The following is a 19,701-nucleotide window of genomic DNA, read 5'->3' as shown; positions in this document are numbered from 1 at the left end:
AATATTTAGAAAAAATAAAGAGGATTGACCATGAGAAAAATTAAAATTAGATCATCTGATGGTCAGGAAGTTTTAGAATTATCAGCAGCGCAACTAAAAGAAATTAAAGAAAGCCCTAAGTATGAAAAAGCACACACTGATTTAGTAGCGAAAGCTGAAAAAAAACTAGACAGACAAATTTATTTTAAGCAAGGATTTTGAAAAGATTTGCTACTAATTTCAATAGCTGCTCTTGGTACAACTGTTGCTTTTGATTATTTCGTATCAGCAACCGGTAAAATGGGACTATTTCCAGGTGGTTTAGGTGGTATAACGCGATTTATTTCTGTTATTGTTGTTTCTTCACAAGAAAAGCAAGCTAGTTTATACTTTGTTTTTTACTTTGCGTTCAATATTCCATTCATTTGTTTTGGATTCTGAAAGTTAGGAAACAAGTTCACATTAACAACGGTGACTTATATTTTACTAAGCATTTGCTTTGATCAAATTATTCGTTTGATTCCGGTTATTAATCCTTCAGAATGACATTTAATCATTGACTATCAACTTATTAATGCAATTCCTCAAGCATGAAATAGTACTATATGGCTATTTATTTTTGCAATTTTTGGAGGAATTATCTTAGGATGATCATATGCAGTAATTTATAAAGCTTCTTCTTCTACAGGTGGAACAGATTTTGCAACTGTTTATTTTTCGCAACAACGAAACAAAAATATTGGAAAGATTAATATGAAAATTAATTTTATTATTTTAACGGTTGTTATTATATTAAATACTTTAATGCTTAAATCTGAAGAATTTGATGAGTCAATTAAATTTTCAATTTTGAATAGCCACTATTCAAGTGTTGATATTTTTTATCAAGCAGTAAACAAAAATGACATTTGCGCAATAGCAATTAAGGAATTATTTGGTAGCGGAGAAATTACGAATTTAAATTTGGGAGAAGCATTACGTAAGGCAGCATCAGATGTTGGATTTACAGAATACTCAACAGGAATGATGAATTTGATGAGATTTAAATTTATTTTTGGACCAAGTTTATTTGCCTCATTTACATTGATAATTGCGCAAGCTTTAGTAGTTGACTTCTTATATCCGAAAAATAAAATTCAAACAATTATGATTACAACTATTAAATCTGATGAAGTTCAACAATACTTGTTTGAGGCAGGATATCGTAATAACGTTTTTATTTGAGAAGCGGAGACATCAAAAAAAGGTGTTGGAGTAACTAATAAGAAAGTTTTAATGGCAACAGTTACAGTTATTAACTGAAATAAATTGGAAGCAGGATTAATCAATATTGATCAGCATATGAATATTAATGTTGTAAAAACTCAAAGAGTTAAGGGACCATTTAAATATGAACTTGACAATGAAAGACGTTTGCAAATTATTCATGAAAGAGTTGTCACAAATGATAAGTGGATGAAAAAGATTGAACATGATGCAATCTTTATTGCCAATGCTAAAATTAAAAATGATTTAAAAAATGAGAAAGCTACTCAAAAAAGCGATTAAAATATTATATAATATATTTATGGTTTATTGAGATTTAAAGCAATAGACAAATTACAATTGCTAGTATGTAAAAATATAGATTATATATTGGCTTTTCTTGTTTTTAAGAAAAAGTAAAAAGGAGAAAGAATATGAAAAATCCTAAAAAGAATTCTAAAAAAATAATTCATATTTCTGTAATGGGACTTGTTGTTCTTTCTCTAATTGTGGGAATTATTTTTTCAAGTGTAAGCGGTATATCAAATAATGTCCTTGGACCAAAATATAAGGGTGGATATGAGGCTTTAGTTGGAGTTTATGATAATAATAAGCAATCATCAGAAGAAAATAATGAATTTTTGCCAAATGGAGATGCTGCTCAAGGAGCAAAAGCATTAGAAAGCAAATTATCACCATTTTCAGATAATACAATTGAAGTTACCCAAGTTGGAGCAAGTAGGGTATCTGTAAAAGCATCTCGTGATGCTTACTTTAACAATACTAAATTTTTTCAAAATGCAATTGAAATGAGTGGTGGTATCTTAGTAACAAACAGTAGCTATGAAGATGTTTTATTTGACCAAACATTAATGTCAAAAGCTGATGTAAAAATTTATGAATCAGAAGGTGACAAGAAAGTTGTAAAAGAAAAAATTGGTGTTTCTCAGCTATTGGGAAAAGCAGAAACTGTTTCAATTAAAAGTAACCAAGCAATTACGAATGAACCATATATTCAGTTTTCTTTGTCACAACAATACTTATCTAAAATTGTAGCTCCAACAACTGAAGGTGAAAATACTGGTGGTGATGCACCATCTTTAAACATGTTTACTTCTGTAGAAACAATTTTATCAAATATGCGTGAATATTATTCATTATACTCACAAAAAAATGATACAGATAAGTTTTTAGATGCTTATTTAGATGGAATTATTAAACCATTGCGACTTTACCGAAATAATTCTGGAATTAAAGATGAATTGGGTAAACGTGTTTTAGATGACTTTTTCTTAGTTAACTATCAAAGAGAAGGAGCCAATGGATGAGAGACAAAAACAGCATCTTTACTTGATAATAAATTTGATGCAGGATTTTCAGGAGAAATTAATACTAGAGAACATTTAAGAAGAATTTTGTATGGAAGTTCTACAGCCGATGAACCATATAATAATTATAAGTTTAGCTTTGTAAACACAGACTTAAGTAAGTATATTTATGATCAAAATGCTGATGCTAAAGAGTTTAATGAAAATGGTATTTATGGAAAAAAACTAATATCAGAAGCAGATCATAATGAATTAGGAAATATTCAAGATGTTTTTTCAAAACTAACTAGCGTTTTATTTAAAGAATCATTATTTAAAGATGTTAAGGATGATAGTTTAGTTAATATTGCGTTGGAAAAATCAATTTTTTCTGACAATATTATTCAAAAAGGGCAAATTCAAGTTATCGCAGAAGCTAACGCGCAAGTTCCTTCTTCAACACCAGCATATATTCAAGATAATAAGTTGCTTGTTAAAACATCATCATATACAAAAGCAAAAAAAGCTGTAGCAACAATCTTACAAACAACTTCAGGATTATCATTTAAAGTTTTTTCAATTTCTGAATTTAATGCATTGATCTCAAGAACATTATTTATTGTTTCTATAGTAGCATTAATGATTATTGCAATAATGTTAATGATTTATGTAATATTTGCTTATCGATTATTAGGACTGTTTACAATTATCATTGCTGCAATTATTGGAGCACTAACATTCTTAGTACCATTTTGATTTGGTTTTGCATTAGGACCAGAAATATTCAGTATTATATTTATAATAATTGGTTTGACAATTGATATTAATATTTTGTATTTTGAGTCCATTAAGCGAAGTATATATGAAGATAAGCATTCTATTGAATCTTCATTTAAAATAAGTGGCAGAGAAACTCTATGACTAGTAATTGATGCTGCCATTGTTGTTTTAATTCCAAATATTATTTTATTTTGAATTGGAACCGGTGCTATGAAAAACTTTGCAACAATTACAGGAATTGGAGCGTTATTTGTAATATTATTTGGTGTTATTATAATGCGTGTAATTTGCTATTTACTTGTAAAATCAAGATTACTACATGAAAATGCAAATTTGCTTCCAATTGATACCTCCAAAGAAGTTCAAGGATCATTTTTTATTGATTTAAAAATTCGTTATTTAGAAGTCAAAATTCAAAATGCTTCTAAAAAAATAGAAGTTTCTTCAAAAGATTTGATTAGAACAAAAGAAAATCAAGATGAACTGAATCGATTATATGAAATTCAAAAAGAAATGATTAATGACCGCTTAGCTAAAAAAGTTGCAAGAAATCAAAAGGAAATTGATAAAATTCAACATCAAATTAATAAAATTGAATCCTCAAAAGCTAAATATGAAAGTAAGCCGAATCAAAGCGTTAAAGCAAATAACAAGAAGTTAGAGTTATCAAATTATCAAGGAATGTTAATTGAACAAAGTGAGTCTAACTTTGCAGATAAGAAACAATCGCAAAATATTCAGGCAATTCAAATTGAAAAAAAAGTTGCTTATTTTGGAAAACTTATATCAATTTTTTGAGTAGTAATTGTTATTTTTGGTGCAATTATTGGTGGAATATTTGGAGCTAATTTATCTGCAAATTTAGGAAAAGGGCAAAACTTTATTTTATATGGTGAAGCTGTTTCTGAAACTTATAAAAATCTTGAATCAACAAAAGAATCATTATTGCCAAATGAAAATGACAAAAATCGTGACAAAATTTATGACGGCTTGACAGGTCTTAAAGAAAAGAATGATGCTTATTTTAAAAATTTGTATCAAGTAATTTCAATAGACAATGCAACACTAGAGCAACAAAATTATTGAATGGCTCAAACCGTTGCTCAATCATATGAATTCTTATTATCTAATAATTATTTAGATTCATTTAATACAAGAATGGACAAAACATCATTAAGAAAATCACAAATTTCATATGGTAATAATTTTGCAGTAATTAATGAGGATACAAATGTTAGAGAAACCACAGGATGAGTTTCAATTCAAACATCAAAAAAAGTAAGTCTAAAGCAGATGAAAAGAACTCAGGCAACTCTTGCAGGATATCTTTACTTACCACCTGACTACAATAACCCAAATCGTGGAATTTTGGGTCTTGAAGAAACACCTTATACTGCGTATGATCAAATTCGACAAATTGCAGTTATGTTTGGAATTTTATTGTTGGCCTTAATTATTTATATGGTTATTAGATTTAAATGAACTTACTATGTTGCTTTAGCATTAGGATTAGTAATGACAATGTCAATAACAGTTGCCTTAATTGTCTTATTTAGAATCCCAGTATCAATTGAAATCATTACAGCCATTTTAGGAATAATAATGTTTAGTTTGGTTACTGGAATTTTGATTATGGGTAAAGGGAAAACCATTTTGGCTTCAAAAGATGAGCGTACAATCAATAAACAATTTGCAAAAGAAATTGAGTTGCATGTAATGATTAATGAGGCCAAAAATGCTAAGGGCAAAGAACTTGATCAATTAAAAAAACAATTGAAAAAGGCGCATAAAGAATTGAAAAAGAAATTGGCAAAAGAGCTATCTGAAATAAAAGAAAAAGAGCAAAGACAAGGTATTAAAAAGCAATTCAAAGTCAGCCAAAAAACTCTTCAAACTCAGTTTAAAAAAGATCGTAAGAATGTTCTTAAAAGTTTTGCTATTTTTAAAGGTGAAACTAAAAAGCAAGTAACAATTGAGTCAAGAAAAAATAATTTCTTGAAACAAATTTTCTTAGATATTATTAAATTTGGAATTTTTAGATTTATTGCAGTTGGAACCATCTATATTGCAATTGGTGTAATTGCTGCAATTACGTTGCCGGTTATCTCAGGAATGGGAATGACTTTGGCAATTGGAGTTGTAATTGCTTCTGTTGTGTTTATAACAGTTTCAATTCCAGTTTGAATTTGATTGGAAAGAAAGCGTATTAATGCTAAGTACGGATACAAAAAATTTATTAGAAAAATTGTTGTTTCAGCTGAAGAACAAACAATTAAAGATATTAACGATTAAAAAGGACAAATATGAATTTAAAAAAGTATATTTTGGATGTTCAAGACTTTCCAAAACCTGGAGTCAATTTTAAAGATATTACTCCCTTGTTAAATGATGCTCAAGCGTTTCATTTTATGATTGAAGAAATTTCAAAGTTTGTCAAAAAAACTGGAGCTAATGTTGTAGTTGCTCCAGAGGCAAGAGGTTTTTTATTAGCATCAGCAGTTGCGTTCAATACCAAAACAAGATTTGTTTTGGTTAGAAAACCCGGTAAATTGCCTCGAGAAGTAATCGACATTGAATATTCTTTGGAATATGGAACTAATCATCAACAAATTCATAAAGGTGATATTAGACCTGGTGATCAAGTCGTTATTATTGATGATGTTCTTGCAACAGGCGGAACAATTGAAGCAATTATCAAATTGATTGCAAGAGAAGGTGCTGAGGTTAAAGGAATTTCATTCTTGGCAGACTTAACTTATTTACATGATGAGAAGCTACTTTCTGAATATAATGTTCAAAAATTATTGAAGTATTAAAAAATAAAGACGGAAGTCTTTATTTTTTAATATATATAATTGTATAATTGAAAAACAAAGAGGAGTATTTATGGCAGGATTTGTACAAAAAAAACAAACTAAGAAAACATATAATAATATTTTGGATATTATAGAAATTCGTGAGTATAGGCAATTGGAAAGCGAATTAAAAAAGTATATTTTTAATAAAAAAGAGTTGCGAGAAATTGAAATAGCTTATCAATATGCTTATGAAAAACATGATGGACAATTGCGTCGCAATGGTGATCCTTATATTTATCATCCATTATCAACTGCTTATTATTTGGCGCAACTTAAAATGGGCCCTAAAACAATTATTGCAGGATTGTTGCATGATATTTTAGAGGATACACCTTATACTGTTGAAAATATTGAAGAAAAGTTTGGAAGTGAGGTCGCAAATTTAGTAGAATCAGTAACAAAAGTCAGTTATTTTGCAAAAGAAAATCGTGAGCAACTAAAGTCAGAATATTTGCGTAAACTATATTTGTCAATGGCTAAAGATATTAGGGTAATTATTATTAAAATTGCTGATCGCTTACATAACATGCTAACAATTCGCAATTTGCCAGAAGCTAAGCAAATTATTATTGCACGGGAAACTTTAGACATTTATTCAGCAATCGCACATCGAATTGGGATGAAAAATGCAAAATCATTTTTAGAAGATATGTCATTTGAAGTTTTAAATCCCTTAGAATATCAAAAAACTAAGGAATTAATGGACAGTGATCGTGAAAAACGCACACAAAATATTAATGCAATTATTAGTGATATTGATCTTTATTTACGTAAAGAAAAACATATTAAATTATTAGACATTTTTGGAAGAGCTAAAACAGTTTACTCTGTATATCGTAAAATGAATATGGTGGGTAAACAGTTTGAAGAAATTAATGACGTTTTAGCAATTCGAATTATTACCAAATCAATTGATGATTGTTACAAAATTTTAGGATTTATTCATCAGAAATATACTCCATTGGCTAAACGTTTTAAAGACTACATTGCAACTCCCAAAAATAACGTTTACCAGTCATTGCATACTACTTTAGCTGATAATTCTGGAAGTATTTTTGAAGTCCAAATTAGAACTGAAGCGATGGATGAAATTGCTGAAACTGGAGCAGCTTCTCATTGAAGATATAAAGAAGGTGAAGTCACTGATATTGCCAAAAAGCAAAAAGAAATTGACGAACAAATTGATATTTTTAATCGTATTTTAGATTTAGATCGTCAAACTTCAGTTGATGATAATTCATCAATTAAAGAAAGTATTGAAAATACATTAAAAGAAGATTTGTTTACAGCCTCAATTTATGTTTTAACACCAGGAGGTGCTGTCAAAACACTTCCCTATGGATCAACAGTTTTAGATTTTGCTTACCGAATTCATACAGAAGTTGGTGAGAAAACAATTGGTGCTAAAATTAATGGAGTTTTCTCACCAATAAATACAGTTTTAAAATCAGGAGAAGTTGTTGAAATTAAAACTTCATCAAAGCAAGAACCAACACATGAATGATTAAAAATTGTAGTAACAGCAGCAGCAAGAAATCGAATTAAAAAATATTTAAGTGCTAAAATGACTGATGAAAATATTAAGGATAAAAAAGAAGAAAATCGATTGATTGCAAAAAAAGTTGAGGCAACAATTAATGCTTATATAAATCAAAAAGATTGACGCTGAAAACGTAAATCAAATGATGAAATTTTAGAAAGTGTAAAAAAGCTTGGATTTGCTACTTTAGAAGATTTTCTACTGGCTCAAGCCAAAGGAGACTACACAATTGCTGAAGCAACTGATTTAGTATACATTGATAAAAATTATTCTAAAGACGATGAAGCACTTGAAAATATTAAGTCAAAAGTTGTCAACAATCTTGACTTAAAAAATGATATTGTAATTGATGGCATTACAAATATAAAAACGTCATTAGCAAGTTGTTGTATGCCGATTCCTTATGAGGATGTTGTTGGATATGTTTCAAAGGGCAGTGGGATTAAAGTTCATTTAAAAGAATGTTTTAATATTTCCAACCCTGAAGATCAGAAACGTTTAATTGCAGTACAATGAAATTCAGCAGTGGCTGAAACACATTTTTATACAACTAAAATTTGTTATTATGGAATAGATCGTCCAAATTTAATTTATGATGTATCCAAAGTCTTAACAAGTCTAAAGGCCTCAATTATTAATGCCAATATTGCAACTGATGAAAAACTTTTAACTTGCTCAGGAGTTTTAACAATTAAAATTAAAAATTCAGATCAACTAAATCAAATTATTTCAGCTATAAAATCAATTCCATCAATTAATGAAGTTGAGCGTGGATATAAAAAGCGTTAATGTTATTTAAACCAAATTTATTAACGACATTTTGGTGTAGCAAATAGCAAAATAAATAATCAGTTCAAAAATAACGCAAAAGCGTTATTTTTTTATTTATCTTAGCATCATAAATAATCTATGCTTGTTATATAATTAATAACATATAAAGGACGTGAAAATATGATTCAAAAACCTCGTGGGACCCAAGATATATTTGGGCAAGATGCTAAACAATGGTCAGCACTTGAAAATAAACTGAAAAACATTTTGGCGAAGTTTAATTATTCGGAAATTCGTACTCCTATTTTTGAAGCCAAAGAATTATTTGTAAGAAGTGTTGGTGAAACAAGTGATGTTGTTTCCAAAGAAATGTATGAGTTAGTTGATAAAAAAGGACGTGAATTTGTTTTACGTCCTGAAGGAACTGCATCAATTGTACGTAGCTTAGTTGAAAATAAATTATATGCTCCAGAATATTTGCCATTTAAAGTTTTTTATATTGGACCAATGTTTAGGTATGAACGTCCGCAAGTTGGTCGCAATCGACAATTTCATCAGCTGGGAATTGAGGCTTTTGGGGCTAATAGTTTTAACCAAGATATGGAGATTATTATAATTGCTAATCAAATTGTTAAGGAACTGCAATTGGATAAAAATTTGGAAATTGAAATTAACTATTTAGTAACAGGGGATGCGCGAATTGCTTATGTTGCTGAATTAAAAAAATACTTGCAGACATTTGAATTATGTGGTGATTGTCAAATTAGAATGGTTCAAAATCCATTGCGCATTCTAGATTGTAAAGTTGATGGATACAAATTTACAAACATTCCAGATATGAATATTTTTTTATCAGCTAGTGAGCAAACAGAATTTAATAATTTAATCAATGGATTAAATAATTTGGGGATTAAAACTGTAATCAATCCAAAACTGGTGCGAGGGTTAGATTATTACACAGGGTTTATCTTTGAATTAAAATGTTTATCAGAAAAACTTGGTGGTCAGCAAACAATAATTGCTGGAGGGCGATACAATAATTTGGTTTCTGAACTTGAAGGCCCAATGGTTCCCAGCGCTGGATTTGGAATGGGATTAGAACGCCTTTTAATTATGTTAGCAGCTGAAAATATATCATTGGCCACTTCAGATGATTTGGATGTTTATACAATTGCAGTATCTGAAAAAGGAATGCAACTTAATCAGGAATTGTTATTTAAATTGCGCAATGCTGGAATTAAAGCTGATACAGATTTAATGAATCGAAGTTTCAAATCTGCATTTAAACAAGCTGATAAATTTAAGGCCCATAATGTCATTGTCATTGGTGATAAAGAATATGAATCACGTAAACTTCAAGTTAAAAATCAGTTTACTAAGCAAAATACAATTTTAGCAATTGAAGAATTAATAAATAATTTAAAAGGAGAATAAAAATGAAAAGAACACATAACTGTGGTCAACTTAATATTGCAAATGTTGGACAAGCAGTTCTTTTACAAGGATGAGTTAAAAAAATTCGTAAAATGGGGGCAATGAATTTTATTGATATGCGTGATTTTTATGGAATTACTCAGTTAATTATAGATGAAGCACATAGTGAATTAATACAATCAATTAGGCCTGAGTACGTGATTGAAGTAACAGGAACTGTAGTCGAGCGTAAATCAAAAAACTTAGAGTTACCAACAGGGGAAATTGAAATTAAAGTTACAGGTATTAGTATTATTAATCAATCTGAATTGACACCATTTCAAATTGAAGAAGATCTAGAAGCGCTTGAAGACACTAGAATGACATATCGTTATTTAGATTTAAGACGTACTTCAATGCAACAACATTTAAAAGTTCGCGCAAAGTTAAACTCAATATTTAGATCTGTTCTAGAATATAATAATTTTTTAGAAGTTGAAACACCTTATTTTGGAAAATCAACTCCAGAAGGAGCACGAGATTTTTTAGTTCCGTCACGTTTAAATAGAAATAAATTTTATGCACTACCTCAATCACCGCAATTATATAAACAATTATTAATGATATCGGGAATTGATCGTTACTATCAAATTGCTAGATGCTTTAGAGATGAAGATTTAAGAATTGATCGTCAACCCGAATTTACTCAGTTGGATTTAGAAATGAGTTTTGCAACAGGTGAAGATGTGATGGTAATTGTTGAAGAACTAGTTAAAAAAACTTTAAAAGAATTTAAGGGAATTGACATTAAAGAACCTTTATTAAGAATGCCGTATAGAGAAGCAATTAAAAACTATGGAATTGATAAACCAGATTTAAGATATGACTTAAAAATTCATGATTTGGAGGAAATCTTTAGCAATACAACTGTTAAAATGTTAGTCGGAACAGCAATGCCAATTAGAGGAATTATGATTGACCAACTTCTAGGTAAAAGGCAAATTGAAGAATTAACAGAAACAGCAAAACAAAATGGGCTTAACGGTTTTGGTTTTGCAAAAGTTGAAAATGGAATTTGATCGGGTTCAATTGCAAGTCAATTGAGTGAGCAAGAAAAAGTTAAAATACTAGAAGAATTTGAAGTAATCTCAAATGGAACATTACTACTTCAAACTGGCCCTTATAATGTAATTTCACAAGCAATGGGAGCATTAAGAATTCATTTGGCAAGAATATTTAATATGGCAGATTTAAATGATTGTAAGCCATTGTGAGTTACTGATTTTCCTTTGTTTGAGTGAAACGAAGACGAGCAACGTTTTGAGGCTGCCCATCATCCATTTACAATGCCAAAAGATTGCTCTTTAGCTGACTTTGACACAAATAAGGCTAATGCGGTTGCTTATGCTTATGATTTAGTCATTAATGGTTATGAAATTGGCTCAGGATCACAACGAATTACTGATCCTGAAATTCAACAACGTATGTTTGATGCTGTAGAACTAACTTCAGAAACAGTTGAGCGCAATTTTGGTTGATTTATGAATGCATATAAATATGGAGCCCCTTATCATGCTGGAATGGGTTTAGGAATTGATCGTTGAGCAATGATAATGTCAAATGCTGAATCAATTCGTGATGTCATTGCATTTCCAAAAAATTCATCTGGAATTGATCCAATGAATAACGCTCCAGATTATGTTGCTGAAAAACAACTAAGCGAACTTTTTATTAAAACAACATAGATAAAATACTAAAATATTCAATTGGTTAAAAATTCTTTTTAGAATTGGGAAACCAATTTTTTTTGTTTAATGAACCGTTAGCTTGACTGATTATTTTATAAGCATGTAATGAGTGCAATTATATAAGTGTTATATAGAAATTAACAAAAGGAGAAAAATATGAAAAAATTACTTACTGTTTTAGGAGCAGTTAGTTTAGCTGCAACGGTTGGCTCAACGGTCGTATCATGTACAAAAGAGGCTAAAAAACCTAACTTGCAGGCTTTGAAAGCACAAATTGAAAAGGCCGAAAAAATTCAACAAGGCAAAAAAACTAAAACTGCCTTTGAAGCATTGAAACAGGCAATTCTAGAAGCCAAAAAAGTTAAAAAAGAAGAAGACGTTTCAAAGGCTTATGCAGCAATTGTTAAGGCCATGAAAGCATTTAATGATTCAGCTGATATGAAAGTAGTTGATTTTAAAAATTTTAAGGAGAATGCCGAAAAAGAGACTAATAAAAAACATTCTACTATTGATGCTGCAGTTACAGCAATTCAAGGAATTGCCAAACCTGAAGGTGTAAAAACAGTTAAAGTTGAAAAAGATAAAGATGGCAAAAATATTATTGTTACTTTTGTAGTTGAAGAAAGATACAACAAAGTTGAAAAACTTGAGTTGACATTTGTAAAAGCTGATTAAGAATTAAAAAAATCCTCTTTGAGGATTTTTTTAATATAGTCTATTTATCAAATCATAATATAGTCAATTGTAAGCTTGATTAAATCCTAATTGCAGATAACAAAGGTAAGTTACTCGAAGATGAACCTCTTTTGATATTTTTTTTGCTTTTAAAAGCTTTGCAGAAAATTTTGCCAACGTCAAAATAATAACTTTTGACTCAAATAATTGAGAGTCCAAGTGAACTTCATTTGAAAAAATTTCATCCAAAACATCATGTTCTATAATTGTCTTATAGATTTCGTTTTTAAAACGTAGATATTTTTTGTTGATGACTTGATTACCAAGTTTTATTGCACATTTACGTTTATTTTCAACATCGTTAGTTTCTAAGAAAAGATAATAATCAATAACTGTTTGAATACCTCAGCAAAATCCATTTAAAGTCATGTAATCAGTAAGCATTTGATCAAATTTTTTGAATAAGCGCTCGTCATTAATAAATTGTTTTAACTTTGGTTTAAAAAAATTCAAATAATTATTGCTCGCCGCAAATAGCTTAGAATAAGTTGCTTGTTCAATTTTTTCAAAAGGTATAAAATCATTTGAATTAATGCCAAATTTTTCTATTCAGCGCTTATTTTTTTTCAATATTTGATTTATGTTTTTTTCTCATCAAGGAGTGACATGGGCTAACTGTTTTAAATCATTTGACTTTAATTCTTTCAATTTAAATATTTCTATCATAATAACTCCTTTCAACTATTTCATTATATAAAAATAAACTATCAATGTATATAAGGTATAATTTATATTAAATAGAGGTGCTATTATGAGTAAAGAAAAACAATCAAATCAAGAACTGGAATTAGGATTTTTTGAACCTGCCTTAGGATTAATAATTACAAATTTAGAGTTTTTAGAGGATGAATTGAAACAAGAAAATAAAAATTTTGACAAGCTGACGAAATTAATTGATAAATTTAGTGAATTGGAAGTAATTGAAGAATTTGAAAATTTAGTCGATGATTTAGTAAAAATGACAGCAGCTATAGAGAAAGTAATTTTTGAAATTGTTGATGTTGATCAAGCTAAGTTATTATCGTTTTTATATTTAGCAAGTGGCATTGCAAATAACTTAAAAGAGACAGAATTATTAATGCAAATAGCTACAAAAATAGAGCAAAAAATGTCGGAAGGTATTTTTGAAAACACAGAAGAAAATTTAATTGCAGAATATAAAACTATGATTACTGAGTATGCTCATGAGCAATATCAAGACATATTAACAAACTTGGAAATAATTAACTACAGCGATGAATTTAAAAAGATTTTAAATATCTTGACTAAAGAAAAGGACTTTAATGATCTCAAAGAAGGCAATACTGTTTTAGTTGAATTATTTATTTTGGAAAATCCAGTGATAAATGAGTTAGGCTATTTAAAAATATGAAGACTTTTAAACAATCTTGAAGGCCTATTAACGCTAATGATCTTTTGAGAACAAGACAATTTTGAAGAAGAATAATAGTTATGCAAACTAAGTACTTAGCTTTAATTATCTGTGCTATTTTATATTTCATAGCTTTATTAATTTCTGGCTTAATGGCATTAAAATATCAGCAAAAACATAGACCATATCGAAAGGTTGCTGAAGAATATCAGCGTTATTGAAAAGTTCAAAAGCTGAAGTGAATGAAAACAGAGTTGCTAAAGCCAATTTCGACCAAATTTGAATTACCAACAGGTGAAAAACTTTATTTTGTTGAAGAAAATCAAAGTTATATTTTTGATGATAAGAATCGTGATCTTAAAGAACTCAATAAGTATGGATTTGGTAAATATGATCAAATGGAAAACTATTATGATGAAGTTGAATTTATGGGCTTTAAGTCAGATTATCAACTATTTGGATTTAAGAAAAGAAACTTTCAAGCAGAATCTAAAACTATGTATGTGACAAATAAGCGCATAATTTTTGACCAAGATGGTATTTATCAGCAAATTATCTTTAAAGATATTGTAAAAGCATATATTGCAATTATTTACGACAATGGTAATTATTTTCCCGGATATATAATTCATACACAAAAATGCTTATACAAAATTATTTCAAGTAGTCCTGAAATAACCTTAATCATTAATCAAATTAAAAAAATGCAACAAGGAGATAACAATGTTAGCATCTAAAACACTTATTCTATTACCAACCTTGACGATTCTATCAATCATTATTTTTTTACTAATGATTTATTTAATTGTTGATGTTATTAAAAAACTTAATAAGCTGAAAAAATTTAAATCTCAAAAAGTTGCTGTTTATGAAAACAAACGCATTTTATTTTTTATTAATGCTTGAATATATTTAGTTATGCCAATTTTATTTGTTTTAGCCATTGTTACTTTCGGTTTATATTTTGTTGTTAAAAGTGATATGACTTCAATAGTTTATGGAATTGGAATAACCTTATTCTTGGGATATGTAATTGCAGCTTTTATTTTTCTTGTTTGAGGGCTCAAACTTGCAGAATCTGCACTTGTAATTGCCAAAAATCATAAGTTAGCATTTTTAAATGATGTTATTAGCTATGAAAGTATTATTGGAGTGACAAATGACTTGAAACGTCGTAAAATTTTTATTAATTATATGGATGAAAACAGTAATTTAGTGATGCAAATGAAACTACGATATCATTGAGAATTGAAAGACTTTTTGAAAACATTAGAAATTAAAACAGCATTTGAATAGGGGAAATTTAAAATGATTAAACAAGCGGTATTTATAAAATCAGCAGCAGACAGAAGCGGTTGAATTGAAGATGAAATTCCAGAAATTTGCTTTGTTGGGCGTAGTAATGTAGGTAAGTCAAGCTTTATTAACTCAATTGCAAATCAAAATAAGTTAGCTAAAGTTGCTAATACACCAGGCAAAACTCGACTACTAAACTTTTTTGATATTAATAAGGGATATTTTCGTATCGTTGATGCACCAGGATATGGATATGCCAAAATTAATATTAAAATGAAAATAAAGTTTGGAGAAATGATGGAAGATTATCTAATGAATCGCGATAATCTTAAAGGAGTCTGTATGCTAGTTGATCTTCGTCACCAACCAACAAATGATGATAAGGCAATGTATGATTTTTTAAAACAATGTGAAATTCCAGTATTAATGATTGGAACCAAATTGGATAAATTGAAACGCAATGAAATTGCTAGAAATGAAAAAATGATTAAAGAAACATTAAAATTTTATGAAAATGATGCATTTTTAAAGGTTTCGAATTTAAATAAGACAAATATTCAAGATGCATGAATAGAATTTGTTAAAATTATAGAAAATTAAATTATAAAGGAAAAATAATAAATGGAAAATTATGAATCGAAAAAGTTAGCAGACATTGAAAAAGATTTGCAAACTGATTTTAAAAAAGGTCTAACCCAAGAACAAGTTGATAAAAAACTTTTAAGTGATGGGAAAAACGAGCTACCAGTTGCCAGAGTTACTCCATGATATAGAACTTTCTTATTAGCATTTATTGAGCCATTACAAATTATTTTGATCATTGCAGCAATAATTTCGGTTGTTGCTCCAATAGTTGCTAATAAAACAGGACATATGAGTTTTCATGATTTTATTGATTTTATAGTAATCATTGCGATTGTTATTATCGATGCTATTTTAGAAACAGTTCAAACGGTTAAAGCGCGAAAATCTGTAGATGCGCTGAAAGCTTTATCAAAACCACGAAGTGTTGTAATTCGTGATGGACAACAAAAAGAAATTGATGCAGCAGATTTGGTTGTTGGAGATATTGTTGTTTTAGAAGCTGGTAAATATGTTCCAGCTGAATTACGAATTATTAAAGCTTCCGATTTTATGATTGATGAATCAATTTTAACTGGAGAATCAGTTCCAGTGGATAAGCATGCCAATAAAATTTCACCGACTGTTATTTTAGCAGAGAAAAAAAATATTGCCTTTATGTCAACATTTACAACAGCGGGAAGAGGAATTGGTGTTGTTATTGCAACGGCAATTAACAGTGAAATTGGTAAAATTGCAGCAGCAGTTAATAGCAATGAAGATGAGCATACACCATTAGAAAAAAAATTAACTTCATTTAGTTACTGAATTTCATGTGCTGCTGCTTTTGTGGGAGTGACAATTTTTGCAGCAATGTTATTTACAGGTGATCGTAATGCTTGAGCAAATTACTTAATGGTGGCAATTACGTTAGCAATTGGAGTAATTCCTGAATCGTTAGCAGCTGTTGTTTCTATCACATTATCGTTTTCAACAAAACGTATGGCTAAAGAAAATGTAATTGTTAAAAAGTTGGCATCTGTAGAAACTTTGGGTTCAGTAAACGTTATTTGTACAGATAAAACTGGAACACTTACTCAAAATAAAATGACTGTACAAAAGGTTATTGTTAATAATAAAATTATTACTCAAAAAGATTATGTTAAATTGCCAAGTTCCTTACAAAAAGAGCTATTTTTAAAAAGCTTAGTATTGCCAAATGATTCAGTAACTGAAGGTACAGAACGAATTGGAGATCCAACTGAATTGGCGCTAGTTGACTATGCTGAATTAATGGGAATTGATGAGCAAAAGTCTCGTGAACTATGATTGAGAACAGATGAAATACCATTTGATAGTGAACGTAAACTAATGACTACAGTTAATGAAATTGATAGCAAACAAGTGACTTTTACTAAAGGAGCAATTGATCAGTTATTAAAAGTTTGTTCACGAATTATTTTAAATGATCAAATTATTAATTTGACGGACGAACATCGTCATGAAATTTTAAAGTCAGCAACTACTTTAAGTGATGATGCTTTGAGAGTTTTAGCATTTGCTTATAGTGACGATATTAATCAAACTAAAGCTAATTATGAAGCGAATTTAATTTTTGTAGGAGCAGTCGCAATGATTGACCCGGTTAGAATCGAAGCTGTTCAAGCAATTGAAGAAGCACACGCTGCAGGAATTCGTGTAGTAATGATTACAGGTGATCATGCGATTACAGCTTTGGCTATTGCTCGTGATTTAGACTTAGCTTATACACCATATGAAGTTATGTCTTCAGAAGCTTTAGAGCGCTACAGTGAAGAAGAATTGCTTCGAGTAATCGATAACATTAAAGTTTTTGCCAGAGTTAACCCTGATCATAAAGTTCGTATTGTAAATGCATTGCAAAAAAAAGGTAACATTGTTTCAATGACAGGAGATGGAGTTAATGATGCTCCAAGTTTAAGCAAAGCTGATATTGGAGTAGCAATGGGAATTACTGGAACAGATGTTGCTAAACAAGCAGCAGACGTTATTTTAACTGATGATAACTTTGCCACAATTATGAAAGGTGTTAATGAAGGACGTAACGTTTATCAAAAAATAAAACGAGCAATTGTTTTATTAATGGGATTCAACTTAGCAAACGTTGTTTCAATTTTTGTTATTTCAATGATTCTGCATGTTTCACCACTAGAAGCCACAAATATTTTGTTTATTAACTTAATTGTTGAATCATGTTTAGCAATTGCGATTGGAATGGGTCCATTAGATGATACCTTAATGTTATTACCACCAAAATTTGGAAAAAATGGGTTGCTTAAAGGATCACTTCTTCCAATTGTAAAAATTGGTTTATTTTCAGGAGCAGCATCAATTCTCGCTTTCTTTGTAGGAATGGAAGCTGTAGATATAAAAGTTTGAGGAGCAATTGACGAAAGTTCTTGATATACTTTTTTCAAAACAACATCAAATTTAACATTAACAGATAAAATTCAATTTATTTCATTTGGTCGAACTGCAATGTTTATTACTACAGTTTCATCACCGTTGCTATTTGCACATTTAATTAAGTTATCAAACTGACAGGCAAACCGTAAAGTTAATTGAACGATTTCAATGCCATTAGTATATGCTTCATTAATTGCATTAGGACTAGGAATGATCGTTACATTCATTCCAGGAATTAATGATAATATTTTTGGATTAGTTCATTATGGAACAAAAGAAATTGATGGACGAATGTTGCAAGGATGAAATGCTCAAAATATATGATTAATTTTTGCGTCATTTGGAATGGCTTTAATTGCTCCGTTAGGAATTTTATTAACTGATGCAATTGTGTTTTATTCTTATCACTTAGCTCCAAAATCATGACAAACAAATCGTGAATTAGTGTTAAAAATGTTAGAAGCGGATCGCAAAGAAGAAATTGCACAAGCCAAAAAAAATAAGCAAATTAAAAAATAGTTATGTTTGTAAAAAACAAATTATAATAGAACCTAAAAATAACAAACAAGCTTTATAGCTTGTTTTTTTATTAAACTTAATCATTAGCACCATTTCAATTTTCAAATCTTTTTTTGTTTTTTGATTTTCTTTTTTAAATGATAAAGTAGAGGAGAAGTCAAAATAAATTTACAAATGACAGTTTTTAATTCAAATCAGGTAATTAATTTTTATTAATAATAATAGTTTAAATTTAATGTAATAAATTATTGCGACAATAAATCTTAGAGTAATTTATAAGGAGAAAATATGGAATTTGGTTTATATTTGTATTTAGTTTTAAGTTTTTCAGCGGCATTAGAATTAACACTCATTCCGTACTTAGTTACTAGTTTAAGTTGACGTTTTAAAACAAAATTTGTTATTTTATGATTTGGTAAAGAAATTGATACTAAGTCTTTTCCATTGCTTTTAAAAAGTGATAAACTCAAACTTTTATGTTGGTATTACATAACTGCTATACTAAATACTACTTTATATATTGTATTTTGCTTTTTAATACCCATTGGTTATCAAGAATTTTGAATTTATATATTATTAATAACGATAATTTATTTACTATCCGTACTATCAATAGTATATTTACAATGTAAATTTAAAAATAAAATCAAACATAAAACATTCTTTTCAAAAAAGGAAGCTGTTAAATATTATGTAATGATGCTTAATGATTATGAGAATATAAATTTTTATGATAATTTTGTGTTGTATGAGAATAAAAAAGTTTCAGTTCATAATGGACCCATACAATTTAATCAAAAGCGTTTTCAAAAAAAACTTCAAAAAAATGTCAATAATAAAAATGCTTTAGATAAAGAATTTAAGATTTTTTTAAATTATCTTAGAATTTATGGAGCTATTATTAATAGAATTGATTATTATCAAAATTTAGACATACTTCATAATAATAAGAAAGATTCAATAGAAGTACTACCGAGTATATTAATTAATAATTTTGTTTATATGCGTAAAATTTTTTATAACGACAATAAACTAATTTAGATTTATTTTTAATAATAATGAAAAACCTAATATCAAAAATTATATGATACTTACTTGTGATAATAACATCGAAGATATTTACTAAAAATCT

General features: G+C 28.8%; 14 protein-coding genes. 13 read left to right on the top strand and 1 reads right to left on the bottom strand.

Annotation, left to right across the window (positions count from 1 at the left end):
• Positions 1-30 precede the first annotated feature (30 nt).
• From CXP39_RS02240 to CXP39_RS02210, 7 genes are all read left to right on the top strand, one after another.
• Positions 31-1,527 (top strand): YitT family ABC transporter, encoded by a 1,497-nt coding sequence (locus tag CXP39_RS02240; protein ID WP_036256223.1) that lies wholly within the window; start codon positions 31-33, stop codon positions 1,525-1,527.
• 131 nt (positions 1,528-1,658) lie between these two features.
• Entirely contained in the window at positions 1,659-5,603 is a 3,945-nt protein-coding gene (locus CXP39_RS02235; protein ID WP_027048041.1) for a protein translocase SecDF, variant type, read from the top strand.
• An 11-nt stretch (positions 5,604-5,614) separates the two neighbouring features.
• Positions 5,615-6,127 (top strand): adenine phosphoribosyltransferase, encoded by a 513-nt coding sequence (locus CXP39_RS02230; protein WP_027048042.1) that lies wholly within the window; start codon positions 5,615-5,617, stop codon positions 6,125-6,127.
• Between the two features lie 70 nt (positions 6,128-6,197).
• Positions 6,198-8,498, top strand: a complete 2,301-nt coding sequence (locus CXP39_RS02225; RefSeq protein WP_051591849.1) for a RelA/SpoT family protein — start codon at positions 6,198-6,200, stop codon at positions 8,496-8,498.
• Between the two features lie 162 nt (positions 8,499-8,660).
• On the top strand, positions 8,661-9,914 hold the full coding sequence (gene hisS, locus CXP39_RS02220; protein ID WP_027048044.1) for a histidine--tRNA ligase: 1,254 nt from the start codon (positions 8,661-8,663) through the stop codon (positions 9,912-9,914).
• 2 nt (positions 9,915-9,916) lie between these two features.
• Positions 9,917-11,638 (top strand): aspartate--tRNA ligase, encoded by a 1,722-nt coding sequence (gene aspS, locus CXP39_RS02215; protein WP_027048045.1) that lies wholly within the window; start codon positions 9,917-9,919, stop codon positions 11,636-11,638.
• Positions 11,639-11,797: 159 nt separating this feature from the next.
• Entirely contained in the window at positions 11,798-12,316 is a 519-nt protein-coding gene (locus tag CXP39_RS02210) for a lipoprotein (RefSeq protein WP_027048046.1), read from the top strand.
• Positions 12,317-12,346: 30 nt separating this feature from the next.
• Here CXP39_RS02210 and CXP39_RS02205 read toward each other — a convergent pair whose 3' ends face one another.
• Positions 12,347-13,042 (bottom strand): hypothetical protein, encoded by a 696-nt coding sequence (locus CXP39_RS02205; protein ID WP_027048047.1) that lies wholly within the window; start codon positions 13,040-13,042, stop codon positions 12,347-12,349.
• An 85-nt stretch (positions 13,043-13,127) separates the two neighbouring features.
• Between CXP39_RS02205 and CXP39_RS02200 the strand changes: the two genes are divergently transcribed.
• The 6 genes from CXP39_RS02200 (at position 13,128) to CXP39_RS02175 (ending at position 19,610) form a co-directional block, all read left to right on the top strand.
• Complete coding sequence (locus tag CXP39_RS02200; protein ID WP_027048048.1) at positions 13,128-13,823, top strand: hypothetical protein; 696 nt, start codon at positions 13,128-13,130, stop codon at positions 13,821-13,823.
• Between the two features lie 5 nt (positions 13,824-13,828).
• On the top strand, positions 13,829-14,485 hold the full coding sequence (locus CXP39_RS02195; RefSeq protein WP_027048049.1) for a hypothetical protein: 657 nt from the start codon (positions 13,829-13,831) through the stop codon (positions 14,483-14,485).
• Positions 14,472-15,044: a hypothetical protein gene (locus tag CXP39_RS02190; protein WP_027048050.1), complete on the top strand. Its 573-nt coding sequence runs from the start codon at positions 14,472-14,474 to the stop codon at positions 15,042-15,044. Before CXP39_RS02195 ends, CXP39_RS02190 begins: the two co-directional genes overlap by 14 nt.
• A gap of 12 nt (positions 15,045-15,056) precedes the next feature.
• Positions 15,057-15,644, top strand: coding sequence for a ribosome biogenesis GTP-binding protein YihA/YsxC (yihA, locus tag CXP39_RS02185; RefSeq protein ID WP_027048051.1), 588 nt, complete (start codon positions 15,057-15,059; stop codon positions 15,642-15,644).
• 21 nt (positions 15,645-15,665) lie between these two features.
• Entirely contained in the window at positions 15,666-18,569 is a 2,904-nt protein-coding gene (locus tag CXP39_RS02180; RefSeq protein ID WP_027048052.1) for a cation-translocating P-type ATPase, read from the top strand.
• Positions 18,570-18,857: 288 nt separating this feature from the next.
• Positions 18,858-19,610 carry a hypothetical protein gene (locus tag CXP39_RS02175; RefSeq protein ID WP_027048053.1) on the top strand — a complete coding sequence of 251 codons (753 nt, stop codon included), beginning with the start codon at positions 18,858-18,860 and terminating at the stop codon, positions 19,608-19,610.
• Positions 19,611-19,701: the final 91 nt, after the last annotated feature.

The sequence above is a fragment of the Mesoplasma syrphidae genome (genome assembly GCF_002843565.1).
Lineage (GTDB): Bacteria > Bacillota_I > Bacilli_A > Mycoplasmatales > Mycoplasmataceae > Tullyiplasma > Tullyiplasma syrphidae.
The sequence above is the reverse complement of the archived record's forward strand: the minus strand, read 5'-3'. Positions and strand labels throughout refer to the sequence as shown.